This window comes from Paenibacillus sp. MER 99-2 (assembly GCF_023714095.1).
Taxonomy (GTDB): domain Bacteria; phylum Bacillota; class Bacilli; order Paenibacillales; family Paenibacillaceae; genus Paenibacillus.
Window position 1 is genome coordinate 346,472 of sequence record NZ_JAMAUZ010000004.1, and the last position, 17,586, is coordinate 364,057.

Consider the following 17,586-nt stretch of genomic DNA (forward strand, 5'->3'; position numbering starts at 1 on the left):
GTTGCTTATTCAGCTGAACTAGGATTCCTTCTCGTTTTCATCGGTATAGTCTGACATAACGAGAGGTTCCTTCGGAACGACAGCAACTTTATAGAAGCGATTTTTATCTTTTTCCAAAAGGACAAACGTGAGATTCTCGTATTCGTATTCTTCCTGCTCGTTCATCTCTGGACGATGGCTGTATAACCAACCACCAATGGTATCCCATTCATCCGCATCGAGGTTGGATAAGAACATATCATTTACTTTGGACAGAGATACTTTACCGTCCATAATGACATATTGTTCATTGATGATCTGAATGTCTTCGACTTCATCCGCGTCGAACTCATCGCGAATCTCGCCGACGATCTGCTCAAGCACATCCTCAATGGTAACAATCCCTGAAGTCCCACCATACTCATCGACCAATACGGCGATATGTACGCCATCCTTTTGCATTTTCTTCAGCAAGTCTTTGACAGGTGTTGTCTCATGGACAGCCGATACGGGCTGGATGAGGGAGGATAGGTCAACAGGTTCATCATTTCCATACAACTCTAAGAAAAATTGCTTGGTGTTAATGATTCCGATGATATCGTCCTTACTCTCATTCACTACAGGAAAACGAGTATATTGCTCTTCACGAATAATATCCAGATTTTCTTGATTCGATTTATTTAGATAAAGGCAGACCATATCAGTCCGAGGTACCATAATTTCTTTAGCTAACATTTCATCAAAGGCAAAGATTCGGCTTACATATCCGAATTCCGCTTGATTGATCTTACCACTCTCGAAACTTTCGTTAATGATAATCTGTAACTCTTCCTCCGAGTGTGCGTCTTCATGCTCAGAAGCGGGTTTAATACCGAACAATTTAACGAGCTGATTGGCAGAGCCGTTCAATAACCAGATAAATGGATACATAATTCGGTTAAACCAGATGATCGGTGTTGACGTTAGCAGCGCAACCGTTTCGGCTTTGCGGATCGCAATCGTTTTGGGTGCAAGCTCGCCGACTACCACATGCAAGTATGTAATGGCAATAAATGCGATAATAAACGATAAGAAAGATGATAGCGCCTCAGGCAATTGCAAGCTTTCGAATAATGGATGTAGCAGCTTCTCTACGGTTGGTTCACCGAGCCAACCAAGTCCCAGAGAGGTGATTGTAATGCCGAGCTGACAGGCGGACAAGTATCCATCCAGATTAGCCACTGCTTGTTTCACCGCTAAGGCACGCTTGTTCCCTTCGGCAACCATTTGATCAATCCGGCTTGGACGTACCCGCACCAAGGCGAATTCCACCGCCACAAAGAACGCTGATAATCCTATCAAAAACGCAATCATAAATAATTTTAACGCATACCCGTCACTGTCCATTACACTATTCTTCTCCTTTAAGTAATAAGTTTTTAACGATTATTATATCTAATTTTACGTAAGAAGACCACCTTTAGCTTATATACAGAGGAAGTATTTGGAACTGAAAACGCTGTGAATGGCGCTGCACCGCCATTTCTCAGTATATTGAATGGATATGTTTAACCTATCACTGTCATAATATACACGCTGTTTTCAGTTTCAGTCCTAGTGTTAGTGTGCGTATGTAAAGTTTTATCTATGCAAAACGTTACGATTAGGGTCAACATTGGGTATCTATGATTAGTTACTCGCTTAATCGTCAAAGATGATGGAGTGAACGTGTAACGGGAAGATGTTTTTGTCACTGAGGGGGAAGTTGAATGTTCTGGCTGCTTATCATATTGCTTATTTTTATTTTTCAAGCAGGCACCATTTTGTTGCTGGAATTCCGTAATCCGGCGAAGGCCGTAGCCTGGTTATTTATTTTGTTTTGCGTTCCCCTGATCGGTTTCGTTGTCTATTATTTCGTCGCTCAGGATTACAATAAACGTAAAAAGCTCCGTAAAGGAGGCTCACGCATTTTTCGTGAGATTAAAGAAACGATATGGCAGCAAGCTCATATCATCGAGGATGCACAGCAGATGAAGGATGACCGTTTTAAGCATCAGCATCGGTTATTCAATTTATTATCTCATCTATCTGAAAGTCCGATAACAGGCTGCAATCGAAGCCAAGTGCTAACGAATGGTGAAGAGGCATTTGCCGCAATGCTGAAAGAGATGGAACAAGCTAAGCATCACCTACATGTCGAATTTTATATTTTCCGTGATGATGTAATTGGTACGAAGTTTCAAGATGTGATGATCCGTAAAGCGCAAGAAGGCGTGAAGGTTCGCTTTATCTGTGATGGGCTCGGAAGTCACAAGATGAGCTGGAATTTTATCCGCAATCTTCAGGAAGCTGGTGTGGAGTTTCATTATTTTCTTCCACCGCTCATTGCTACGATTGATCGCCGGGTCAACTATCGCAATCATCGCAAAATAGTGGTGGTGGATGGACGGATTGGCTTTGTGGGCGGAATCAATGTTGGTGATGATTACTTAGGTCAATATCCAGAGGTTGGATTTTGGCGTGATACCCATGTGCAGATTGAAGGAGATGCCGTCTATTTTCTGCAAAATACATTTCTCAACGATTGGAAGCTTGCTTCCGGTGAGCAGATTACAGAGCCGCAGTTAACAGAGCTATTCCCTCCGCATATATGTAGTGGTGATGAACGCATTCAGATTCTAGGCAGCGGTCCGGATCAGGACTGGGATGCGATTCAGGAGATGTGTTTTGGTGCTATATCGGTAGCTTGTAAACGAATCTATATTACGACTCCTTACTTTATCCCTGACCCTGCATTGTATGAGGCACTTAAGACAGCAGCCGTTAGTGGGGTGGATGTGAAAATTATCATTCCATATCAATCGGATTCTCGGCTTGTGCATCTGGCCTCTCTGTCTTATGTCGAGGAGCTGCTACGTGCAGGTGTGAAGTTTTATCAATATCGGAAGGGCTTCGTGCATGCCAAAGTTATGATCGTGGATGATCTGCTTGCAACTGTAGGCACGGCAAACATGGATATGCGGAGCTTCTTTTATAACTTTGAATTGACTGCCGTGTTGTTCGAGGCTTCGGCTATGGATCATTTAATCCAAGATTTTGAACGTGACCTGCACGTTTGCAGCACAATCGACGTAAAGGTTTTTCAGCAGAGATCACAGTGGCAAAAAGGGGCAGAAATGCTTTCTCGGATGCTTTCACCGCTTCTTTAGCCGTTTTTAGCCCGATTTCTGAAGATAAGTTCACTTTTTGTGAATTTATCTTCTTTTTGCTAACTATTTTGCTCAAATTTGATCTTTTATGATATAATAGATATATAAATCATGTCTTGGCGAAGGAGGGGAGTCTGCGGGAAAACAGGCTCCCTTTTGCTCTCTTTTGGAAGGGTGAACCGGAATGCAGACGATCTTGAATCCATTTTATATCGCCTTTAGGTGCGTGTGCTTAAATGATATATAAAATGGATTCACAAACTGATTTAACGGGGGGGATACCATGTCTAATGTAACAGTAAAAGAATTAACATCTAAGGCAGCCGACCGCGGCGTCAAAAGCTCGGTGTTTACATTGAAGCTTCTGCAACGCATTCTAATGATACTCGTTGGTGCTGCACTTATGGCTGTATCACTTGAAGTATTTCTCGTGCCAAATGGCGTTATCGATGGCGGGATTACAGGGATCTCGATTATGGTGTCAGAGCTCACGCATCTGCCACTCGGAATATTCCTGACTTTGCTCAACTTACCTTTTCTTATTCTAGGTTACAAACAAATTGGTAAAACGTTTGCGTTATCTACGTTGCTTGGGATCGTAGTGATGTCCATTGGGACGTCATTACTGCACAAAGTGCCCGCATTGACGCCAGGAGAGCCGCTGCTCGGAGCAGTATTTGGCGGATTGATTCTAGGGGTAGGTGTTGGTCTGGTTATTCGTTCCGGCGGATCGCTAGATGGAACCGAGATCGTTGCCATTTTGCTGAGCGAGAAGTCACCACTATCGGTAGGACAGATCGTATTGTTCATTAACGTATTTATTTTCGCTGGTGCAGGATTTGTATTTGGATGGCCAAATGCACTGTACAGCATGATTGCTTATTATATTGCGATGAAGATGATCGATATTGTCAATGAAGGATTGGATCAATCCAAATCCGTATGGATTATCAGTGAGAAGTATCGGGATATCGGATCTGCGTTAACAGACCGTCTTGGACGTGGTGTAACCTTTCTGGATGGAGAAGGTGGATTCAGTGGGGATGAGAAGAAAATTATTTTTGTCGTTATCACTCGTCTCGAAGAAGCCAAGTTGAAATCAATCGTAGAAGATTGGGACCCACAAGCCTTTGTAGCGATTGGTAACATCCATGATGTGAAGGGCGGACGTTTCAAGAAAAAAGGCATCCATTAGCGAGTCTAATAGCTGAACAAACAGAATGACTATATATGGCGTGTGCTAGGACGTAATGCACATGTGGTTAGAACAATAGCCGACATCCTTGGTTTGAGGGTGTCGGCTATTTCTTTTTGAGGTGTTGGATGATCAGCTCTACCGGCTGAGGTTCAACAGCAGCAATCAGGTCTCCCATCTGTGCGAGCCGTTCAACGATGTTCATCAGATGATAATCTTTGACCGACACATCGTTGCGGACTTCTTCCCAGGTGAGAGGTGTGGAGACGGTACCGCCTGGTTTAGCTCGCGGCGTATAAGGCGCTGCCAGCGTTTTCCCACCATAGTGCTGAAGATAGTCAAAATAAATACGATCCCCGCGATCTTTTTTGAGTCGTTCTAGCGTGAAGAGGTTGGGGTGTTTCTGGGTAACATATTTGCCTACAAAGTGGCCGATGTCTCGCAGTTCATCAAAGGTAACGCCCTGACGGATGGGCACAATGATCTGAACACCTGTAGCACCAGAGGTTTTGGGAATAGAACGAAGACCAAGAGACGTGAGCGTTTCCCCTACGATCTGAGCAGCCTGCATGATTCGTGGCTCGTCCTCTTGAGAAGGATCAAGGTCGATCATCCATTCGCAAGGTAAATGACTTCCGACCGCATGAAGGGAAGGATGGAATTCAAGGGATGCCAGATTACCAAGCCAGAGTAATACCGGCAGAGAATTCATCACCACATAATTAATACCTTCGTGATTCTCCGTATGGACAAATTCAGGAATAGGCTCGGGGGCATTCTTTTGATAAAAAAATTCACCGCCCACACCATGAGGATAACGAATAGTAGTTAGTAATCGATTGCTGGTGTATGTGAGCAGATAAGGTGCAAGTGCTGCTAACTTCTGTAAATAGATGGCTTTTGTTACCCCGGCTTCAGGCCATAATGGTTTATTGGGATTTGTCACCGTAATCTCCATGCCGTCAATCATAATCGTTCCTTTGATTGTATGTGCCATCCGATCTGCCTCCTATCCCGGTCAAATGTGTATTCACGGATTATTGGTAGGTTATTTTGTCTTCTCTTATCTGTGTGAACGTTTAGTTGTTATGATATACATAGAGCTACACTTCCTACGGCTCTTCATGCATAAGCTGACTGGCTGGGCAATCCTCCCGTGTAACTTCGGCAAATGTCTGAATGCTTGGATGGCGCAACGTCCGGTGATGAGTCAGCTCCATGTATTGCACTTTGACTCCGATCTGTGGCTCGATCCACGTCGTCTCTGCACTTCGTTCAGGTATGTTATGAAACGGATTGGTCTCACGAATCAGAGGCTGTATATCTGTAGTGAGCTTGCGCCACGTATCAGAGTTTAGCTTGCCTGTACCAACATGACCGATATAAATAAAGCGTGATCCATCATACACCCCAACGGCTATTGCATTAACAATGCCACTACGAAAAGTAACGCCCCCAATCATGGCATAGAGATCATGCATGATTTTCACTTTCTGCCAGCGTGAATCCTTACCACGGATTCCATACGTGCTGGAGAGATCCTTACAGACGATGCCTTCCATCTGATGCTGTCTCATAACAGTCAATAGGGCGGCTGGATCGGACATATTGGTGACCTCTTGCACATGGGAGGATGGAGTTAGCACCTGATGGAGCAATTGCTGGCGCTGGACAAGCGGCTGATCGGTAACCCATTTTCCATCACAGTACAAAATATCAAACACCATATACGTTATCGGCATTTGATGAACCGCTTGCGCGATTGCATCTGGTTTACTCATGCGATCCCGGCGCAAAACATGATAAAAGGAAGGTTTGCCAGTGTCGGGATCTAAGGCGATAATCTCACCATCCACAATGTAAGTCGGAGCGGAGCAAATATTGCGGCTCAGAGCAAGCTCTGGATACTGCAATGTTCGTTCATGCTGTCTTCGGTTAATCAGCCTAAGCCCTTCACCGTCCTCATAAGCAAGCATACGCACACCATCCCATTTGACCTGGGCAATCCAATTCGATCCGGTCGGTAGAGTTTGTTTTGATATGGGTTCAAAGGGGGTGATTGGAGTGAACATATGTATAGGCTCCTTTCCAAATAAAAGAAGTTATTCAAAACAGTGCGCTTTTGATTACGAAGGATGCCTGATGGCATCTCAGCGCCCGATATGGGGTTCAGCCGAACAATGCTTATATTTTTGACGAACGGAATCGGAGCTTATGTATAAGAATAAGCAGCAAGGGAAGAGCAATTCCACACGTAAGATCCCAGTCGATCCAATAGGGAATGACGACTTTGAGATAGTAGGTTTCGTTTGGCGAAATAAGGATAGACATACTAAAAATGATCAATGCGCTAGGTAAGATGAGTGAGCGGTAGCTGGGCAATCGGAATAGATGGGCAATTCCTGAGATAAAGCCGTAAAAAAACAAAATGGCTTTGAAAAAAACTGCGATAATCCATACGCATGCGATAAAGGCTTCCATTCGCTGTAGAAAGTTGCCTATATTAATTTTCTGAGCCAGCATAAACGAGGCAAACCAGTAATGCTGTGTTAGAAAAGAACCCATGACTAACAAACTCATGGTCAACGTTAGTGTCAACATTAATCCGCCAATCATACCTGTGAGTAGAATATCCTTCTTCATATGGGGCTTTTGATTCGTGTAGGGAAGCAGCATCATAAAAATACATAGTTCACAATAGGGATAGGTTAGTACAGCGACAAAACCTTTCAAAGGATCTAAAATGCCGTTGGAGAGAACAGGTTTGATGTTGCTCAGTTGCACTTGAGGAAGCAGTAAGACAAGCAGAATGATGAGGAATAATACAACCAGAGGAAGGAACACCTCCGCAGTTCTCCCTATGCAAGCTATCCCCTGTATCAGTCCCCATGCAAGTGCACCAACAAAGATTAGATCGATCACCCATATGGGCGATGAAGGTAAGATCTGAGTAGTCATGAAATCGCCAAGTTCCCGGATAAAGGTAGACGCACTGATTAGAAAATAAAACAAATAAAAACAACTGAACAGAGCACCGATCCAAGAACCAAAAGTTTGAAGTGTATTTTCAATCAGGTTCATTCGTGGATTAAGATTATAGGCGGCCAGAAAGAGGATTAATACGCCCATGCCGCCCCCAACGCCAAGTATCGCTGACAGCCACGCGTCTTCATGTGCGTAGGAAGTTATCATGGCAGGGAATACGAGGATCTGTTCTCCAATCGTACAGAGGAATAGCAGGATGGCCAGTTGCCTGACGTTCAACCTTCCCTTCTCAATCATGTGTTATCTCCTTCGAGTATCTTCATTATCTTGAGCATGTGGATAGGATGCACGAAAAGTACCATTTTTATAATAGGTTGTTCAAAACGTCCGCTTTTGATTACGAAGAATGCCTGACGGCATCTCAACATCATGAACACCATCAATAAAAAATCCCGAACAACGGGCAGATCCTCCATGGCGTGAGAGGGTACCGTATGTTCGGGATTTGTAGAATGTGTAGTGTCAATAAAGCATAATGTGAAACTTATTTTTCTGCCGTTAGACGAATGTGAATCTGCTGCGGATCGACGGTAAACCACACATCATTTTGTTGTGTTAATGTCGCTCCGGCTTCACGTAGCTGCTCTACAGCCTGATTGCGTTCCGCCTCGCTGGAGTACACAATCGTAAAGTATTCAATACCTGTAGCATCGCTAGGATTCACAGGTGCTCCTGAACCTGCCCAGATATTGAGGCCGATATGATGGTGGTATCCACCTGCAGAGATGAATAGTGCTGACATGTTGGCGAAATTACCGACGATATCAAAACCAAGTACACCATGATAGAAGCGGCGTGATTCTTCCAGACTACGTACGTGGAAATGAACATGACCTATGACAGTGCCTACCGGAAGACCTTCCCAAGTTTCATTCGCAGATAGGTCAAACAAACCTTGAACATCGACGGGATCGGTTCCCATGATGTAGTTATTATCTGCATCGCACCGCCAGGTGTCCCGCGGACGATCGGCATAAATTTCGATACCATTAAGGTCTGGATCAGAGATGTACAGTGCTTCACTTACAAGATGATCCCCTTGCCCAATCTCAATACCTGAAGCAGCGAGGTTGCGCAGAGCCAGTCCAAGGGATTTACGATCAGGCAATAGAATTGCAAAATGGTACAAGCCAGCAGACGAACGTTCAGGCATCGTAACAGCGTTAGGAATTTCCTCAAGACGCAAGAGCGAGTGCTGTCCATCTACGGTAAACGTTGCAACAGAATCCTTTCGTTCCAGCAACTTCAATCCCACCACTTGCGTATAGAATTGAATGGAGCGCTCCAGATTGCTGATTCTTAGACTAACTTCGCCCAGATGGGTAGTAGCGGGAATTTGATAAGGTTGAGTCATGTCGTTTCCTCCTGAAATGAAAATGATTTTGTGTTTAGCTATTAAATGTTTGTAAGAATTCAGAGTTATTATGAATCAGGATTGAGATTGAAAACTGCTATTAAGTGTTGCTATTAAATGTACTGAAAGATAGAGCTGACTTTAAAATTGCAAATAAGTTACTTTTCATAAGTTAATATAAAATATAAATCGACTTTCGTCAAATGGTTTTTGGGTGGAGGAGAACTCGTATAAAGCTAATCAGAAGGCCAATTTTGACATTTGGTTTAATCAAATTAAGTTTGCTGCCACTAAAACATAAATCCGGCTGGAGCGCCGGATTTAATGGAGTTCTTATTGAAAATTCATGAGTTATGTCTTTTTCGGAGTCGTTTTTTTCTTTTTCGCAGGCGCAGGAGCAGTATCGTTTTCGCCCCCGGCGACAGCTTGAATAGCCGTTTTTTTCGGTGCACGTTTCTTCGGCTTGGCTGTTGATGTACCAGGATCAGTTGGGATCGGCTTAACAGCCTCGATACTTGCCTGCAGGGCGGCCATTAGATCCATTACATTAGCCTCTGGTTTGGCAGGAGCGATCTTAATTTCTTCACCCGCAACTTTGTGATTAATTAGATCCAGCAATTTCCCCCGGTAATCATCCGTGTATTTGCTAGGCTCAAATGGGGTCGAGAGTTGATCAATCAAGAGCTTGGCCATGGTCAGCTCCTTCTCGTTGACTTGCTGTACCTCGGGCAGATTGGGAACTTGTGAGACAGGACGGATCTCATCTGGATAGAATATCGTCTCCATGGAGAGACAATCCTCAAGGACACGAATAGCGGCAAGGCTGCTTTTGGAGCGGATCGAAATTTTGGCAATCCCGATCTTGCCCGTATCTCGCATGGCGTTCATTAATAGCTGATATGCGTTCCCTCCCGCCTGATCGGGGGACAGATAATACGTCTTTTGAAAATAAATCGGGTCAATTTCAGTTAGATCCACGAAATCGAGAATCGTGATGGTTTTGCTAGTGGAATCGTTGAGCGCTTCCAATTCATCTTTTTCGAACAGAACAAATTTGCCCTTCTCATATTCATACCCTTTGGTAATCTCTTCCCACTGCACTTCAACTTCACAGGAAGGACATTTGCGAACATAAGCGAGCGGGCTACCACAGACTTTGTGGATGTAACGCATGGAGATGTCTTTGTCTTCGGTAGCCGAGAACATTTTGACAGGCACGTGTACAAGTCCAAAACTGATAGCACCTTTCCAGACAGTATGCATAGGTATCGGCTCCTTCGTAATTAAAAGTGAACTTTTTGAACAACCTCTTATAATTGCGTGTTCAAAAAGGGTGTTTTTCAGTACCGAGAAGATGGGATGAAGCTAGAACTGGAGTAGCGGAGCGTAGGCAAACCTACGTGAGCAACGGACATATCGGCTGAATCCCATATTTGACGTTGAGATGCTTTAGGCATCCTTCGTAATCAAAAGCAGACTTTTTGAACAACCTCTTATAAGAAACAGTATGGGCATTTCCACGTACGGATAACCGCCTCATTCCAGGGACCATGTCTTGAGTATGCTTCAGCAAGAGTGGGGGATGATAACAGAAACATCCTTGAGATCAATCTGTAGATCAGGCAAGAGCAGGAGAGTGGTCTTCCTCATAGGATGAGCAATGGTAACTATCTAACCTAGGAGGTGTCTCATGAAGAATGGACGTGATGAAGGGGAGGCTCATGCTCACACATTTTCACCTTATCCTCTTGCAGCATCGGAAGGGTCCGAAGATTTCCACACGCCTGCGACATCTGTTAATTGGGAGGCCGTGACTTCAGAGGAATTACCGCTTGACCGGGAATCGTTCATGCTCGATATTGATCGCATGGTCAATGAGGGGCTCGGCGGAGGTCAGGTAACCGATGATAATGGTTATATAGGGGAGAGCACAACCGATACGATGGTTCGTGAATCACATGATGATCCGGAAGGGGAGTATGAGTAAGATGATGGATGTTAAGCGTGCCAAAGCGATATATGATTCCGAGGATACGATTGCTGTTACGCTCGAAGGAGATCCCGTTTGGATCGAAAGCGTTGATGAAGCCAATGGGATGGCTACCGTACAGGTAGGAAGTCGTCCTGGTAATACGCAAACGGTTCGTGTGGATCGACTGGAGGAGTAGCAACTAAGTGTTGTAAACGTTCAGTGCATGAAAGATGCCGTACAAGTGGTTTCGATTGGCGGGTATAGGTCATGATTCCAGAGAAGACAAGCTGATTTTGGTACGACGCTTGCCCCGAGTATACTCCTGCCCTAATTATATCTGAGCGTGCTTTATGACAAGGTTGGTCAGCCGCAGATTCGCAGATATAGTTCGAGATAAGACCGGTGCCATCAGGTGCCGGTTTTTCGTTATTTTAGCGGGGATATCATGCTCCGTTCATTTCTCAAGTGTTGCGGGGGAAGAAGGTGACCGATATAATAGTCTTCAAAGTGAACTCAGGCGGCAGAGCCGTCAAAGGTGGGGCGTAAATTGAATCAAGAGCATGAGCAGTGGGTGTATGATTCCCATGGCATTTCAGATACAGAAGCGCTCGCGTCTGCACTCGCTGGACAGGCAATGGCTGGTATGGTGATTGCACTGGATGGTGATCTGGGCGCGGGCAAAACGGCATTTTCACAAAAGTTCGCCTGGCATTTGGGTGTGCAAGGTGTAGTTAACAGTCCTACGTTTACATTGATTAAGGAATATGAGGGACGATTGCCTTTATATCATATGGATGTATACCGTATTTCATTGGAAGAAGCGGATGAGCTTGGACTAGATGAATACTTCTATGGAGCCGGAGTCAGTCTGGTGGAGTGGTCAAGTATCATCCCTGAGCTACTCCCGGAAGAGCATCTGCATATACAGATAGAAACGACCGGGCCAGAGGATCGTAAGATTACGCTGGATGGATACGGTGAGAAGTATGCCGCCATATGCCGGCAGTTCAGACAGAATGGAGTTTAATAAAATGATGGAAGATTTACAAAAAAAGCCGCGTCAGCGGTTTTTGGCGTTGGATACGTCTACAGCGGTGATGGCTGCCTCAGTGATGGAGGATCACACGCTGCTTGAGGAACGAAATGAACGGGCAGAGCGTAATCATTCCGTGCATGTTGTGCCCGTAATGGAGCAGCTTTTGGCTGCGAGTGGAACACAGCCCGGACAATTAGACGGCATTGCCGTTGGCATTGGTCCTGGATCATACACAGGCATCCGCATTGCGGTGACGGCGGCCAAAACCCTTGCCTGGGCATGGGACATCCCCGTTGCCGGGGTGTCCAGCCTTCAGGCAATGGCCTGGGGCGGCTGGCATCATGGCCTCGCCGCCAAGGCCGAAGCTGCGGCAGAGGAACCTGCCGCAGCAGGGGCTGGCGGAACGCCATCCGCGGACGAGGGCAGCCAGTCGGCTGCCCCGATCCACTGGATCGTTCCGCTCGTGGATGCGCGGCGCGGTCAAGCGTATACCGCGCTGTTCGCCTCCGCCGGGAGCGATGCGCCCCGGCGGCTTGAGCCTGATGCCATCCGCAAGATGGACGGATGGCTGGAAGCCCTCGCCGCCCGCATCGCGGAGGCGGCGCCGGAAGAGCGGCCTGCTGCCGTCTGGCTTGTCGGCGATGCGGGGCCAGTTGAAGCTGCGGCTGCGCTGCGCTGCCCAGCAGATACGGCGCTACAGCTCATTCCATATGAGCTGGAAGGCCGTTGGGTCGGGCGGCTTGGCGCCGCCGCGCTGCTTGCAGGTCAGCGCGATGACGTGCATGCGCTGGTGCCGAACTACACCCAGCTGGCTGAGGCGGAAGCCAATTTACTGCGAAAAGGCTGAAGGGGGTACGGCGAGCGGATGGATCATTTGACAGAAAACGACCAGGATGCAACGCTCCAGTTCAGACTCATGACACTCTCGGATATTCCCGATGTCATGGTCATTGAGCATGAAGCATTTACGTTGCCTTGGACGGAAGAAGCGTTCCGAAATGAATTAACGCACAATCATTTTGCTAAATATATGGTTATGGAAATAGACGGTACGGCGATCGGCTACGCGGGGATGTGGACGATTATGGATGAGGCGCATATCACGAATATTGCGGTGAGACAGGCCTATCGCGGACGCAAGCTTGGCGAGAGATTGCTGGATGAACTGATGAGAACGGCAGCCTATCTGGGCATGGAACGGATGACGCTGGAGGTAAGGGTTTCGAATCTTGTGGCCCAGCGTTTGTATGAGAAAAAAGGGTTTGAATCGGCAGGCATTCGCAAAGGATATTACTCCGACAATATGGAGGATGCGATGATTATGTGGGCGAATTTGCCATCTACAGGCCGAGACGGCGCAGAGGAAGGAAGCGTAACGGATTCATGAAGGAACTGAGTGAGAATCAACAAACACAAACGGCTCCATGCTACATTTTGGCGGTGGAGACGAGCTGCGATGAAACGTCTGTGGCAGTGGTCAAGGATGGTCGGGAAGTGCTGTCCAACCTGATCTCCAGCCAGATTGAGACCCATAAGGCATTTGGTGGCGTTGTACCTGAAGTAGCTTCACGCAAACATGTGGAAGTAATCACATTAATGCTTGAACAGGCCATTGAAGAATCAGGCATTCGTCCAAGAGATTTAAGTGCCATCGCCGTAACGCAAGGTCCGGGACTCGTGGGTGCGCTGCTTGTGGGTATCGTTGCAGCCAAGACGCTGGCTATGGCGCTGGGTAAACCGCTAATTGGAACCCATCATATTGCAGGACATATCTATGCGAATCGTCTGACACAAGAGTTGAAATATCCCGCGATGGCGCTTGTCGTATCGGGTGGACATACCGAGCTTGTGCATATGGAATCCGAAGGTAAGTTCAAACTGATTGGTCGCACACGGGATGATGCTGTAGGTGAGGCATATGATAAAGTGGCGCGGGCATTGGGTTGTCCTTATCCTGGGGGGCCGCATGTTGACCGGATGGCATCAGAGGCAGAGCAGGTTGTACCATTGCCTAGAGTGTGGCTGGAAGCTGATTCATATGACTTCAGTCTCAGCGGATTGAAATCAGCGGTACTCAATGTGCTGAATCAGGCCAAAATGCGCGGAGAAACCCTGGAAGCTTCTGCTGTGGCGAGAGGGTTCCAAGAGGCTGTCGTTGAAGTGCTGGTTGAAAAAGCCGTCCGTGCCGTCCGGCAATATGGCTCACAACAACTGTTGTTGTGTGGTGGTGTTGCGGCAAACCGTGGACTACGCACGGCATTGCAGGAGCGGTGTGAGCGGGAAGGGCTTGAATTGTTAATTCCACCGTTGGTGTATTGTACAGATAATGCTGCCATGATTGGAGCTGCAGCATACCTGAAATGGCAACGTGGAGAAATTTCCGAATTCGATGCCAAAGCCGATCCAGGGTTATCGCTGGAGGAATGGTCTGTGCAATCCGTATAGAGGTTGTTCAAAAAGTCCGCTTTTGATTATGAAGGATGCCCTGAGGCATCTCAGCGCCCGATATGGGATTCAGCCGAAATGTCAAATGTAACAGTTGACATTCGGATGTGAAGAATGTATATTAGTTACAAATTTAAGCAATAGGTTCTTCTGAACGATAATAGAAAACGCGATGAACAGGAACAGTAAGGAATTTTCCCGGTTGTAGAGAGCTGCGGGTTGGTGCAACGCAGTCGACGGAAGACCTGAAACTCATCTGGAAGCGGAACGATGGAACACGGTTACTCTCTTAGAGAAGCCGAAGACCGATTAACGGTCGAAAGTACATGGTTACGGGTTGCCTCCGTGAATGGGCCGTTGCCTTGAATCACCGGATAGAATGACGGTGGATGAATGGCAATAACTGAGGGGGGCTTCTGACAGCTTCGGGTGATTCTGTTGTGTGCATAGCATACAAGAGTTACGCGAATGAATCGGAGAAGTCAACAAGAGTGGTACCGCGAAGGTGAACAGCCTGTCGTCTCTTGCATTTATGCATGAGGTGGCAGGCTTTTTTGATTTTAATTTTATCCAATATCAGATAAATGTAATGAACGGGAGCAGTACAAGGATGAGGCGCACAGAGAGCTGCGGGTTGGTGCGACGCAGTGGCATAATTCCTTAGAATCTCGCCCGGGAACAGAGCTATGGATACATGGTAAGACGATCTGAGTATCACGATACTTCCTTGACGGTAGTAGATGATCTAAGTCCATGTTACACAGCGACGGCTAACCTCCGTTATGGGGTGTTTTTCCGTTTTGGTCGTGTTGCGGCTGTACTGCCTGTCCGCCAGATCATAAACGGAGACGACGAGGTGGATGGTGATTCGGCTTAGGCCGTAGCCATCAAGCAAGAGTGGTACCGCGGAGGGGAGAATAACCCGCCGTCTCTTAATGGAGATGGCGGGTTATTTGGTTTTGCTGCCGGCAGCAGGGTGGGCATGGAAATGAGAAGCGCTAATGAGAATTATTACATCTGGTGTGTAAGTCGACGTACACGCTAGAGCCAATGGTATGACATAACCTATTGATGGAGGCTGATGATATATGACAACGAATAACAAACTGCACATTGAGATTTTTGATACAACACTGCGTGATGGGGAGCAAGCGCCAGGAGCGAGCTTGCAGCCCGAACAAAAAATTGAGCTGGCACATCAACTAGCTTCTCTTGGTATTGACGTCATTGAGCCTGGATTCCCGATCTCCAGCCCAGGGGAGTTCGCGGCGGTTCAGGCGATATCCAGACAATTGCAGAACGTAGAGATCTGTGGCTTTGCCCGTGCTGTAAAAGGGGATATCGATGCAGCGGTGCGTGCAACGGCAGATGCTGCACGCCGCAGAATTCACCTGTTCATTTCTTCTTCAGATATTCATATTGAGCATCAACTGCGCCGTCCGCGTAGCGAAGTGGTAGCTACTGCACGTGAAATGGTTTCATACGCAAGACAGTTCAGCGATATCGTAGAATTTACGGCGATGGATGCGGCTCGTACCAAAATGGATGACCTGATTGAAATGATTGAAGTGGTCATTGAGGCTGGGGCTTCGATCATTAATCTGCCAGATACGGTTGGTTATGCACTGCCACATGAATACGGGGAAATGTTCCGCCGTGTACGCGAAGGCGCCAGAGGTGGCGATCAAGTGCGTTACAGTGCTCATTGTCATAATGATCTGGGTCTTGCGGTGGCGAATAGCTTGGCTGCCATTGCGAATGGGGCTTCTCAGATTGAAGTGACCATTAATGGTGTGGGCGAGCGGACAGGTAATGCAGCATTGGAAGAGCTGGTGATGGCACTGGAAACGCGGGGTGATGTGCTTGGAGCAACAACGAATATCAAATTGGAGCAGCTGTATGAGACATCCCGTCAGATCAGCAGAGCGATGCACTTCCCGATTGCCTATAACAAGCCAGTCGTAGGACGTAATGCCTTCCAGCACGAATCCGGTATCCACCAGGATGGCCTGTTGAAGAATCGGAACACATACGAGATTATGGATCCGGAAGCACTCGGTATTCCGCGTAGTATGATTATTCTGGGTAAACATTCCGGGCGCCATGCCTTGAAAGATCGGGTTCGTAAATATGGATTTGAGCCGGATGAACAACAAATGGAGCAGCTTTACAACGTATTCAAAGAAACAGCCGATCAGCAAAAAGTAGTAAGTGATGATCAACTGCTTCAGATGGTCAGCCAGACGATGAATATTCCTGCACAGGATTATGAGCTGGTCGAATTGCAGGTTACGGCAGGCAGCATGACGGATCGTATGGCTGCTGTACGTATGCGTGCAGGTGGAGTGGAGCAATCCTATTCCGCAGTAGGAAGTGGACCTGTAGAAGCGGCCATTCATGCGATCGGTCAGAGCATCTCTGACGATATCACATTTGTGGATATGGAGATTCATGCCTTGAGCGGAGGAGAAGAAGCGAATGCTGAGGCGGCAGTTACAGTGGAGCGTGCGGGTCGTGAATTCAGAGGAACCGCTATACACAGTGATATCGTGATGGCTGCTGGACTTGCGTATGTGGCTGCATGTAATGCGGCTGGACTAAAAGCAGAATCATCCGAAAGTGGAGAGGTCGCTCACGTATAAAATGGGCTCCATTCAACGGCAACAGTTTGGAGATCGGTTTGTCGAATTGAAGGAGTGAAATATCAAGCCATTACTTCAGTTTGTCAAGATGTGATTATAGTTATCCACATATTCAGGATAAATTGTGGGTAACTAAGCTAGAGCCAAACCAGTGTAGTTTTCGAAACGATAAGGTTTTAGGGGATAGAATCCGAGGTGTATATCCACAAACTTGTGGATAATGTGCATAAGTTGGTGGATAAATATGGTTTTTTGTTGAAAATGCGATTCTACCGCCGTTTAATTAAGCCTGTTAAGCTGCTTGGTATCTTGCTTAATTGTGGATAAATGCGTAGCTTGATCAATAAAAAATATTTTTCAAAATTCGAGCGGATTTGACAAATGGGAAATGATCAGGTTATGGCTACACACTTGAATATAATCAACAAAAATGGGGCTGACTTAAGAGATCTCTCTTCGCTCCAAGCGCTAACGAACCTACCGCATCTTAATAAGCGGATTATCTTGCTATGCAAGATGTAACGAACCTCAGTAACGCTATTCCTTCGTATAATGGTGTCACAACCTAAATAATGGACTGAATCCATGAAATAACGACTCTATTGGAACTAGAATAAAAAGTGGACACCCGTTAACGGACAGAAGGATAATAAGGCTAACGGAGGTGTGTCCACATGGGAGAACAGCGGCAACGATACAATGAAGAATTTAAGAAACAAACGGTAAAATT

The 17,586-nt window shown here is 46.5% G+C and carries 16 protein-coding genes; 10 read left to right on the top strand and 6 right to left on the bottom strand.

Going from position 1 to position 17,586, the window contains the following annotated elements; translation table 11 throughout:
• Window positions 1-18: 18 nt before the first annotated feature.
• On the bottom strand, window positions 19-1,365 hold the full coding sequence (locus M3636_RS20020; RefSeq protein ID WP_251383747.1) for a hemolysin family protein: 1,347 nt from the start codon (window positions 1,363-1,365) through the stop codon (window positions 19-21).
• Window positions 1,366-1,727: 362 nt separating this feature from the next.
• Here M3636_RS20020 and cls point away from each other — a divergent pair, with 362 nt between their 5' ends.
• The gene (gene cls, locus M3636_RS20025) at window positions 1,728-3,167 is read left to right on the top strand and encodes a cardiolipin synthase (protein WP_128100710.1); all 1,440 of its coding nucleotides are present in this window, start codon (window positions 1,728-1,730) and stop codon (window positions 3,165-3,167) included.
• Between the two features lie 283 nt (window positions 3,168-3,450).
• A complete protein-coding gene (locus tag M3636_RS20030) occupies window positions 3,451-4,362 on the top strand; it encodes a YitT family protein (RefSeq protein WP_128100711.1) in 912 nt (303 codons plus the stop codon).
• A gap of 106 nt (window positions 4,363-4,468) precedes the next feature.
• Here the strand turns inward: M3636_RS20030 and ligD are convergent, their stop codons facing one another.
• From ligD to ku, 5 genes are all read right to left on the bottom strand, one after another.
• Window positions 4,469-5,359 (bottom strand): non-homologous end-joining DNA ligase, encoded by an 891-nt coding sequence (gene ligD, locus M3636_RS20035; RefSeq protein WP_251383748.1) that lies wholly within the window; start codon window positions 5,357-5,359, stop codon window positions 4,469-4,471.
• Window positions 5,360-5,474: 115 nt separating this feature from the next.
• Window positions 5,475-6,434, bottom strand: a complete 960-nt coding sequence (locus tag M3636_RS20040; RefSeq protein ID WP_128100712.1) for an ATP-dependent DNA ligase — start codon at window positions 6,432-6,434, stop codon at window positions 5,475-5,477.
• A gap of 112 nt (window positions 6,435-6,546) precedes the next feature.
• On the bottom strand, window positions 6,547-7,644 hold the full coding sequence (locus tag M3636_RS20045; protein ID WP_128100713.1) for a GerAB/ArcD/ProY family transporter: 1,098 nt from the start codon (window positions 7,642-7,644) through the stop codon (window positions 6,547-6,549).
• A 247-nt stretch (window positions 7,645-7,891) separates the two neighbouring features.
• A complete protein-coding gene (locus M3636_RS20050) occupies window positions 7,892-8,761 on the bottom strand; it encodes a VOC family protein (protein WP_251383749.1) in 870 nt (289 codons plus the stop codon).
• Between the two features lie 351 nt (window positions 8,762-9,112).
• Window positions 9,113-10,024 carry a non-homologous end joining protein Ku gene (ku, locus tag M3636_RS20055; protein ID WP_251383750.1) on the bottom strand — a complete coding sequence of 304 codons (912 nt, stop codon included), beginning with the start codon at window positions 10,022-10,024 and terminating at the stop codon, window positions 9,113-9,115.
• 427 nt (window positions 10,025-10,451) lie between these two features.
• Between ku and M3636_RS20060 the strand changes: the two genes are divergently transcribed.
• From M3636_RS20060 to M3636_RS20090, 8 genes are all read left to right on the top strand, one after another.
• Entirely contained in the window at window positions 10,452-10,748 is a 297-nt protein-coding gene (locus M3636_RS20060; protein ID WP_128100716.1) for a hypothetical protein, read from the top strand.
• A gap of 4 nt (window positions 10,749-10,752) precedes the next feature.
• Entirely contained in the window at window positions 10,753-10,929 is a 177-nt protein-coding gene (locus tag M3636_RS20065) for an H-type small acid-soluble spore protein (protein ID WP_056694429.1), read from the top strand.
• 351 nt (window positions 10,930-11,280) lie between these two features.
• On the top strand, window positions 11,281-11,760 hold the full coding sequence (tsaE, locus tag M3636_RS20070; RefSeq protein WP_128100717.1) for a tRNA (adenosine(37)-N6)-threonylcarbamoyltransferase complex ATPase subunit type 1 TsaE: 480 nt from the start codon (window positions 11,281-11,283) through the stop codon (window positions 11,758-11,760).
• Window positions 11,750-12,616: a tRNA (adenosine(37)-N6)-threonylcarbamoyltransferase complex dimerization subunit type 1 TsaB gene (gene tsaB, locus M3636_RS20075; protein WP_251383751.1), complete on the top strand. Its 867-nt coding sequence runs from the start codon at window positions 11,750-11,752 to the stop codon at window positions 12,614-12,616. Before tsaE ends, tsaB begins: the two co-directional genes overlap by 11 nt.
• A gap of 18 nt (window positions 12,617-12,634) precedes the next feature.
• Window positions 12,635-13,156, top strand: coding sequence for a ribosomal protein S18-alanine N-acetyltransferase (rimI, locus tag M3636_RS20080; RefSeq protein WP_440131347.1), 522 nt, complete (start codon window positions 12,635-12,637; stop codon window positions 13,154-13,156).
• Complete coding sequence (gene tsaD, locus M3636_RS20085) at window positions 13,153-14,214, top strand: tRNA (adenosine(37)-N6)-threonylcarbamoyltransferase complex transferase subunit TsaD (RefSeq protein WP_251383752.1); 1,062 nt, start codon at window positions 13,153-13,155, stop codon at window positions 14,212-14,214. The genes rimI and tsaD overlap by 4 nt, the downstream gene beginning before the upstream one ends.
• Before the next feature lie 694 nt (window positions 14,215-14,908).
• Window positions 14,909-15,091 (top strand): hypothetical protein, encoded by a 183-nt coding sequence (locus M3636_RS29965; RefSeq protein ID WP_483311531.1) that lies wholly within the window; start codon window positions 14,909-14,911, stop codon window positions 15,089-15,091.
• A gap of 211 nt (window positions 15,092-15,302) precedes the next feature.
• Entirely contained in the window at window positions 15,303-16,856 is a 1,554-nt protein-coding gene (locus M3636_RS20090; RefSeq protein ID WP_251383753.1) for a 2-isopropylmalate synthase, read from the top strand.
• Window positions 16,857-17,586: the final 730 nt, after the last annotated feature.

Bases quoted from the DNA above. Each gene is read 5' to 3' on its own strand.
- M3636_RS20040 (WP_128100712.1), bottom strand. From the start codon at position 6,434: ATGTTCACTCCAATCACCCCCTTTGAACCCATATCAAAACAAACTCTA.
- ligD (WP_251383748.1), bottom strand. From the start codon at position 5,359: ATGGCACATACAATCAAAGGAACGATTATGATTGACGGCATGGAGATT.
- M3636_RS20050 (WP_251383749.1), bottom strand. From the start codon at position 8,761: ATGACTCAACCTTATCAAATTCCCGCTACTACCCATCTGGGCGAAGTT.
- tsaD (WP_251383752.1), top strand. From the start codon at position 13,153: ATGAAGGAACTGAGTGAGAATCAACAAACACAAACGGCTCCATGCTAC.
- rimI (WP_440131347.1), top strand. From the start codon at position 12,635: ATGGATCATTTGACAGAAAACGACCAGGATGCAACGCTCCAGTTCAGA.
- M3636_RS20045 (WP_128100713.1), bottom strand. From the start codon at position 7,644: ATGATTGAGAAGGGAAGGTTGAACGTCAGGCAACTGGCCATCCTGCTA.
- M3636_RS20090 (WP_251383753.1), top strand. From the start codon at position 15,303: ATGACAACGAATAACAAACTGCACATTGAGATTTTTGATACAACACTG.
- M3636_RS20030 (WP_128100711.1), top strand. From the start codon at position 3,451: ATGTCTAATGTAACAGTAAAAGAATTAACATCTAAGGCAGCCGACCGC.
- M3636_RS20060 (WP_128100716.1), top strand. From the start codon at position 10,452: ATGAAGAATGGACGTGATGAAGGGGAGGCTCATGCTCACACATTTTCA.
- M3636_RS20020 (WP_251383747.1), bottom strand. From the start codon at position 1,365: ATGGACAGTGACGGGTATGCGTTAAAATTATTTATGATTGCGTTTTTG.
- tsaB (WP_251383751.1), top strand. From the start codon at position 11,750: ATGGAGTTTAATAAAATGATGGAAGATTTACAAAAAAAGCCGCGTCAG.
- M3636_RS29965 (WP_483311531.1), top strand. From the start codon at position 14,909: ATGGTAAGACGATCTGAGTATCACGATACTTCCTTGACGGTAGTAGAT.
- ku (WP_251383750.1), bottom strand. From the start codon at position 10,024: ATGCATACTGTCTGGAAAGGTGCTATCAGTTTTGGACTTGTACACGTG.
- cls (WP_128100710.1), top strand. From the start codon at position 1,728: ATGTTCTGGCTGCTTATCATATTGCTTATTTTTATTTTTCAAGCAGGC.
- M3636_RS20065 (WP_056694429.1), top strand. From the start codon at position 10,753: ATGGATGTTAAGCGTGCCAAAGCGATATATGATTCCGAGGATACGATT.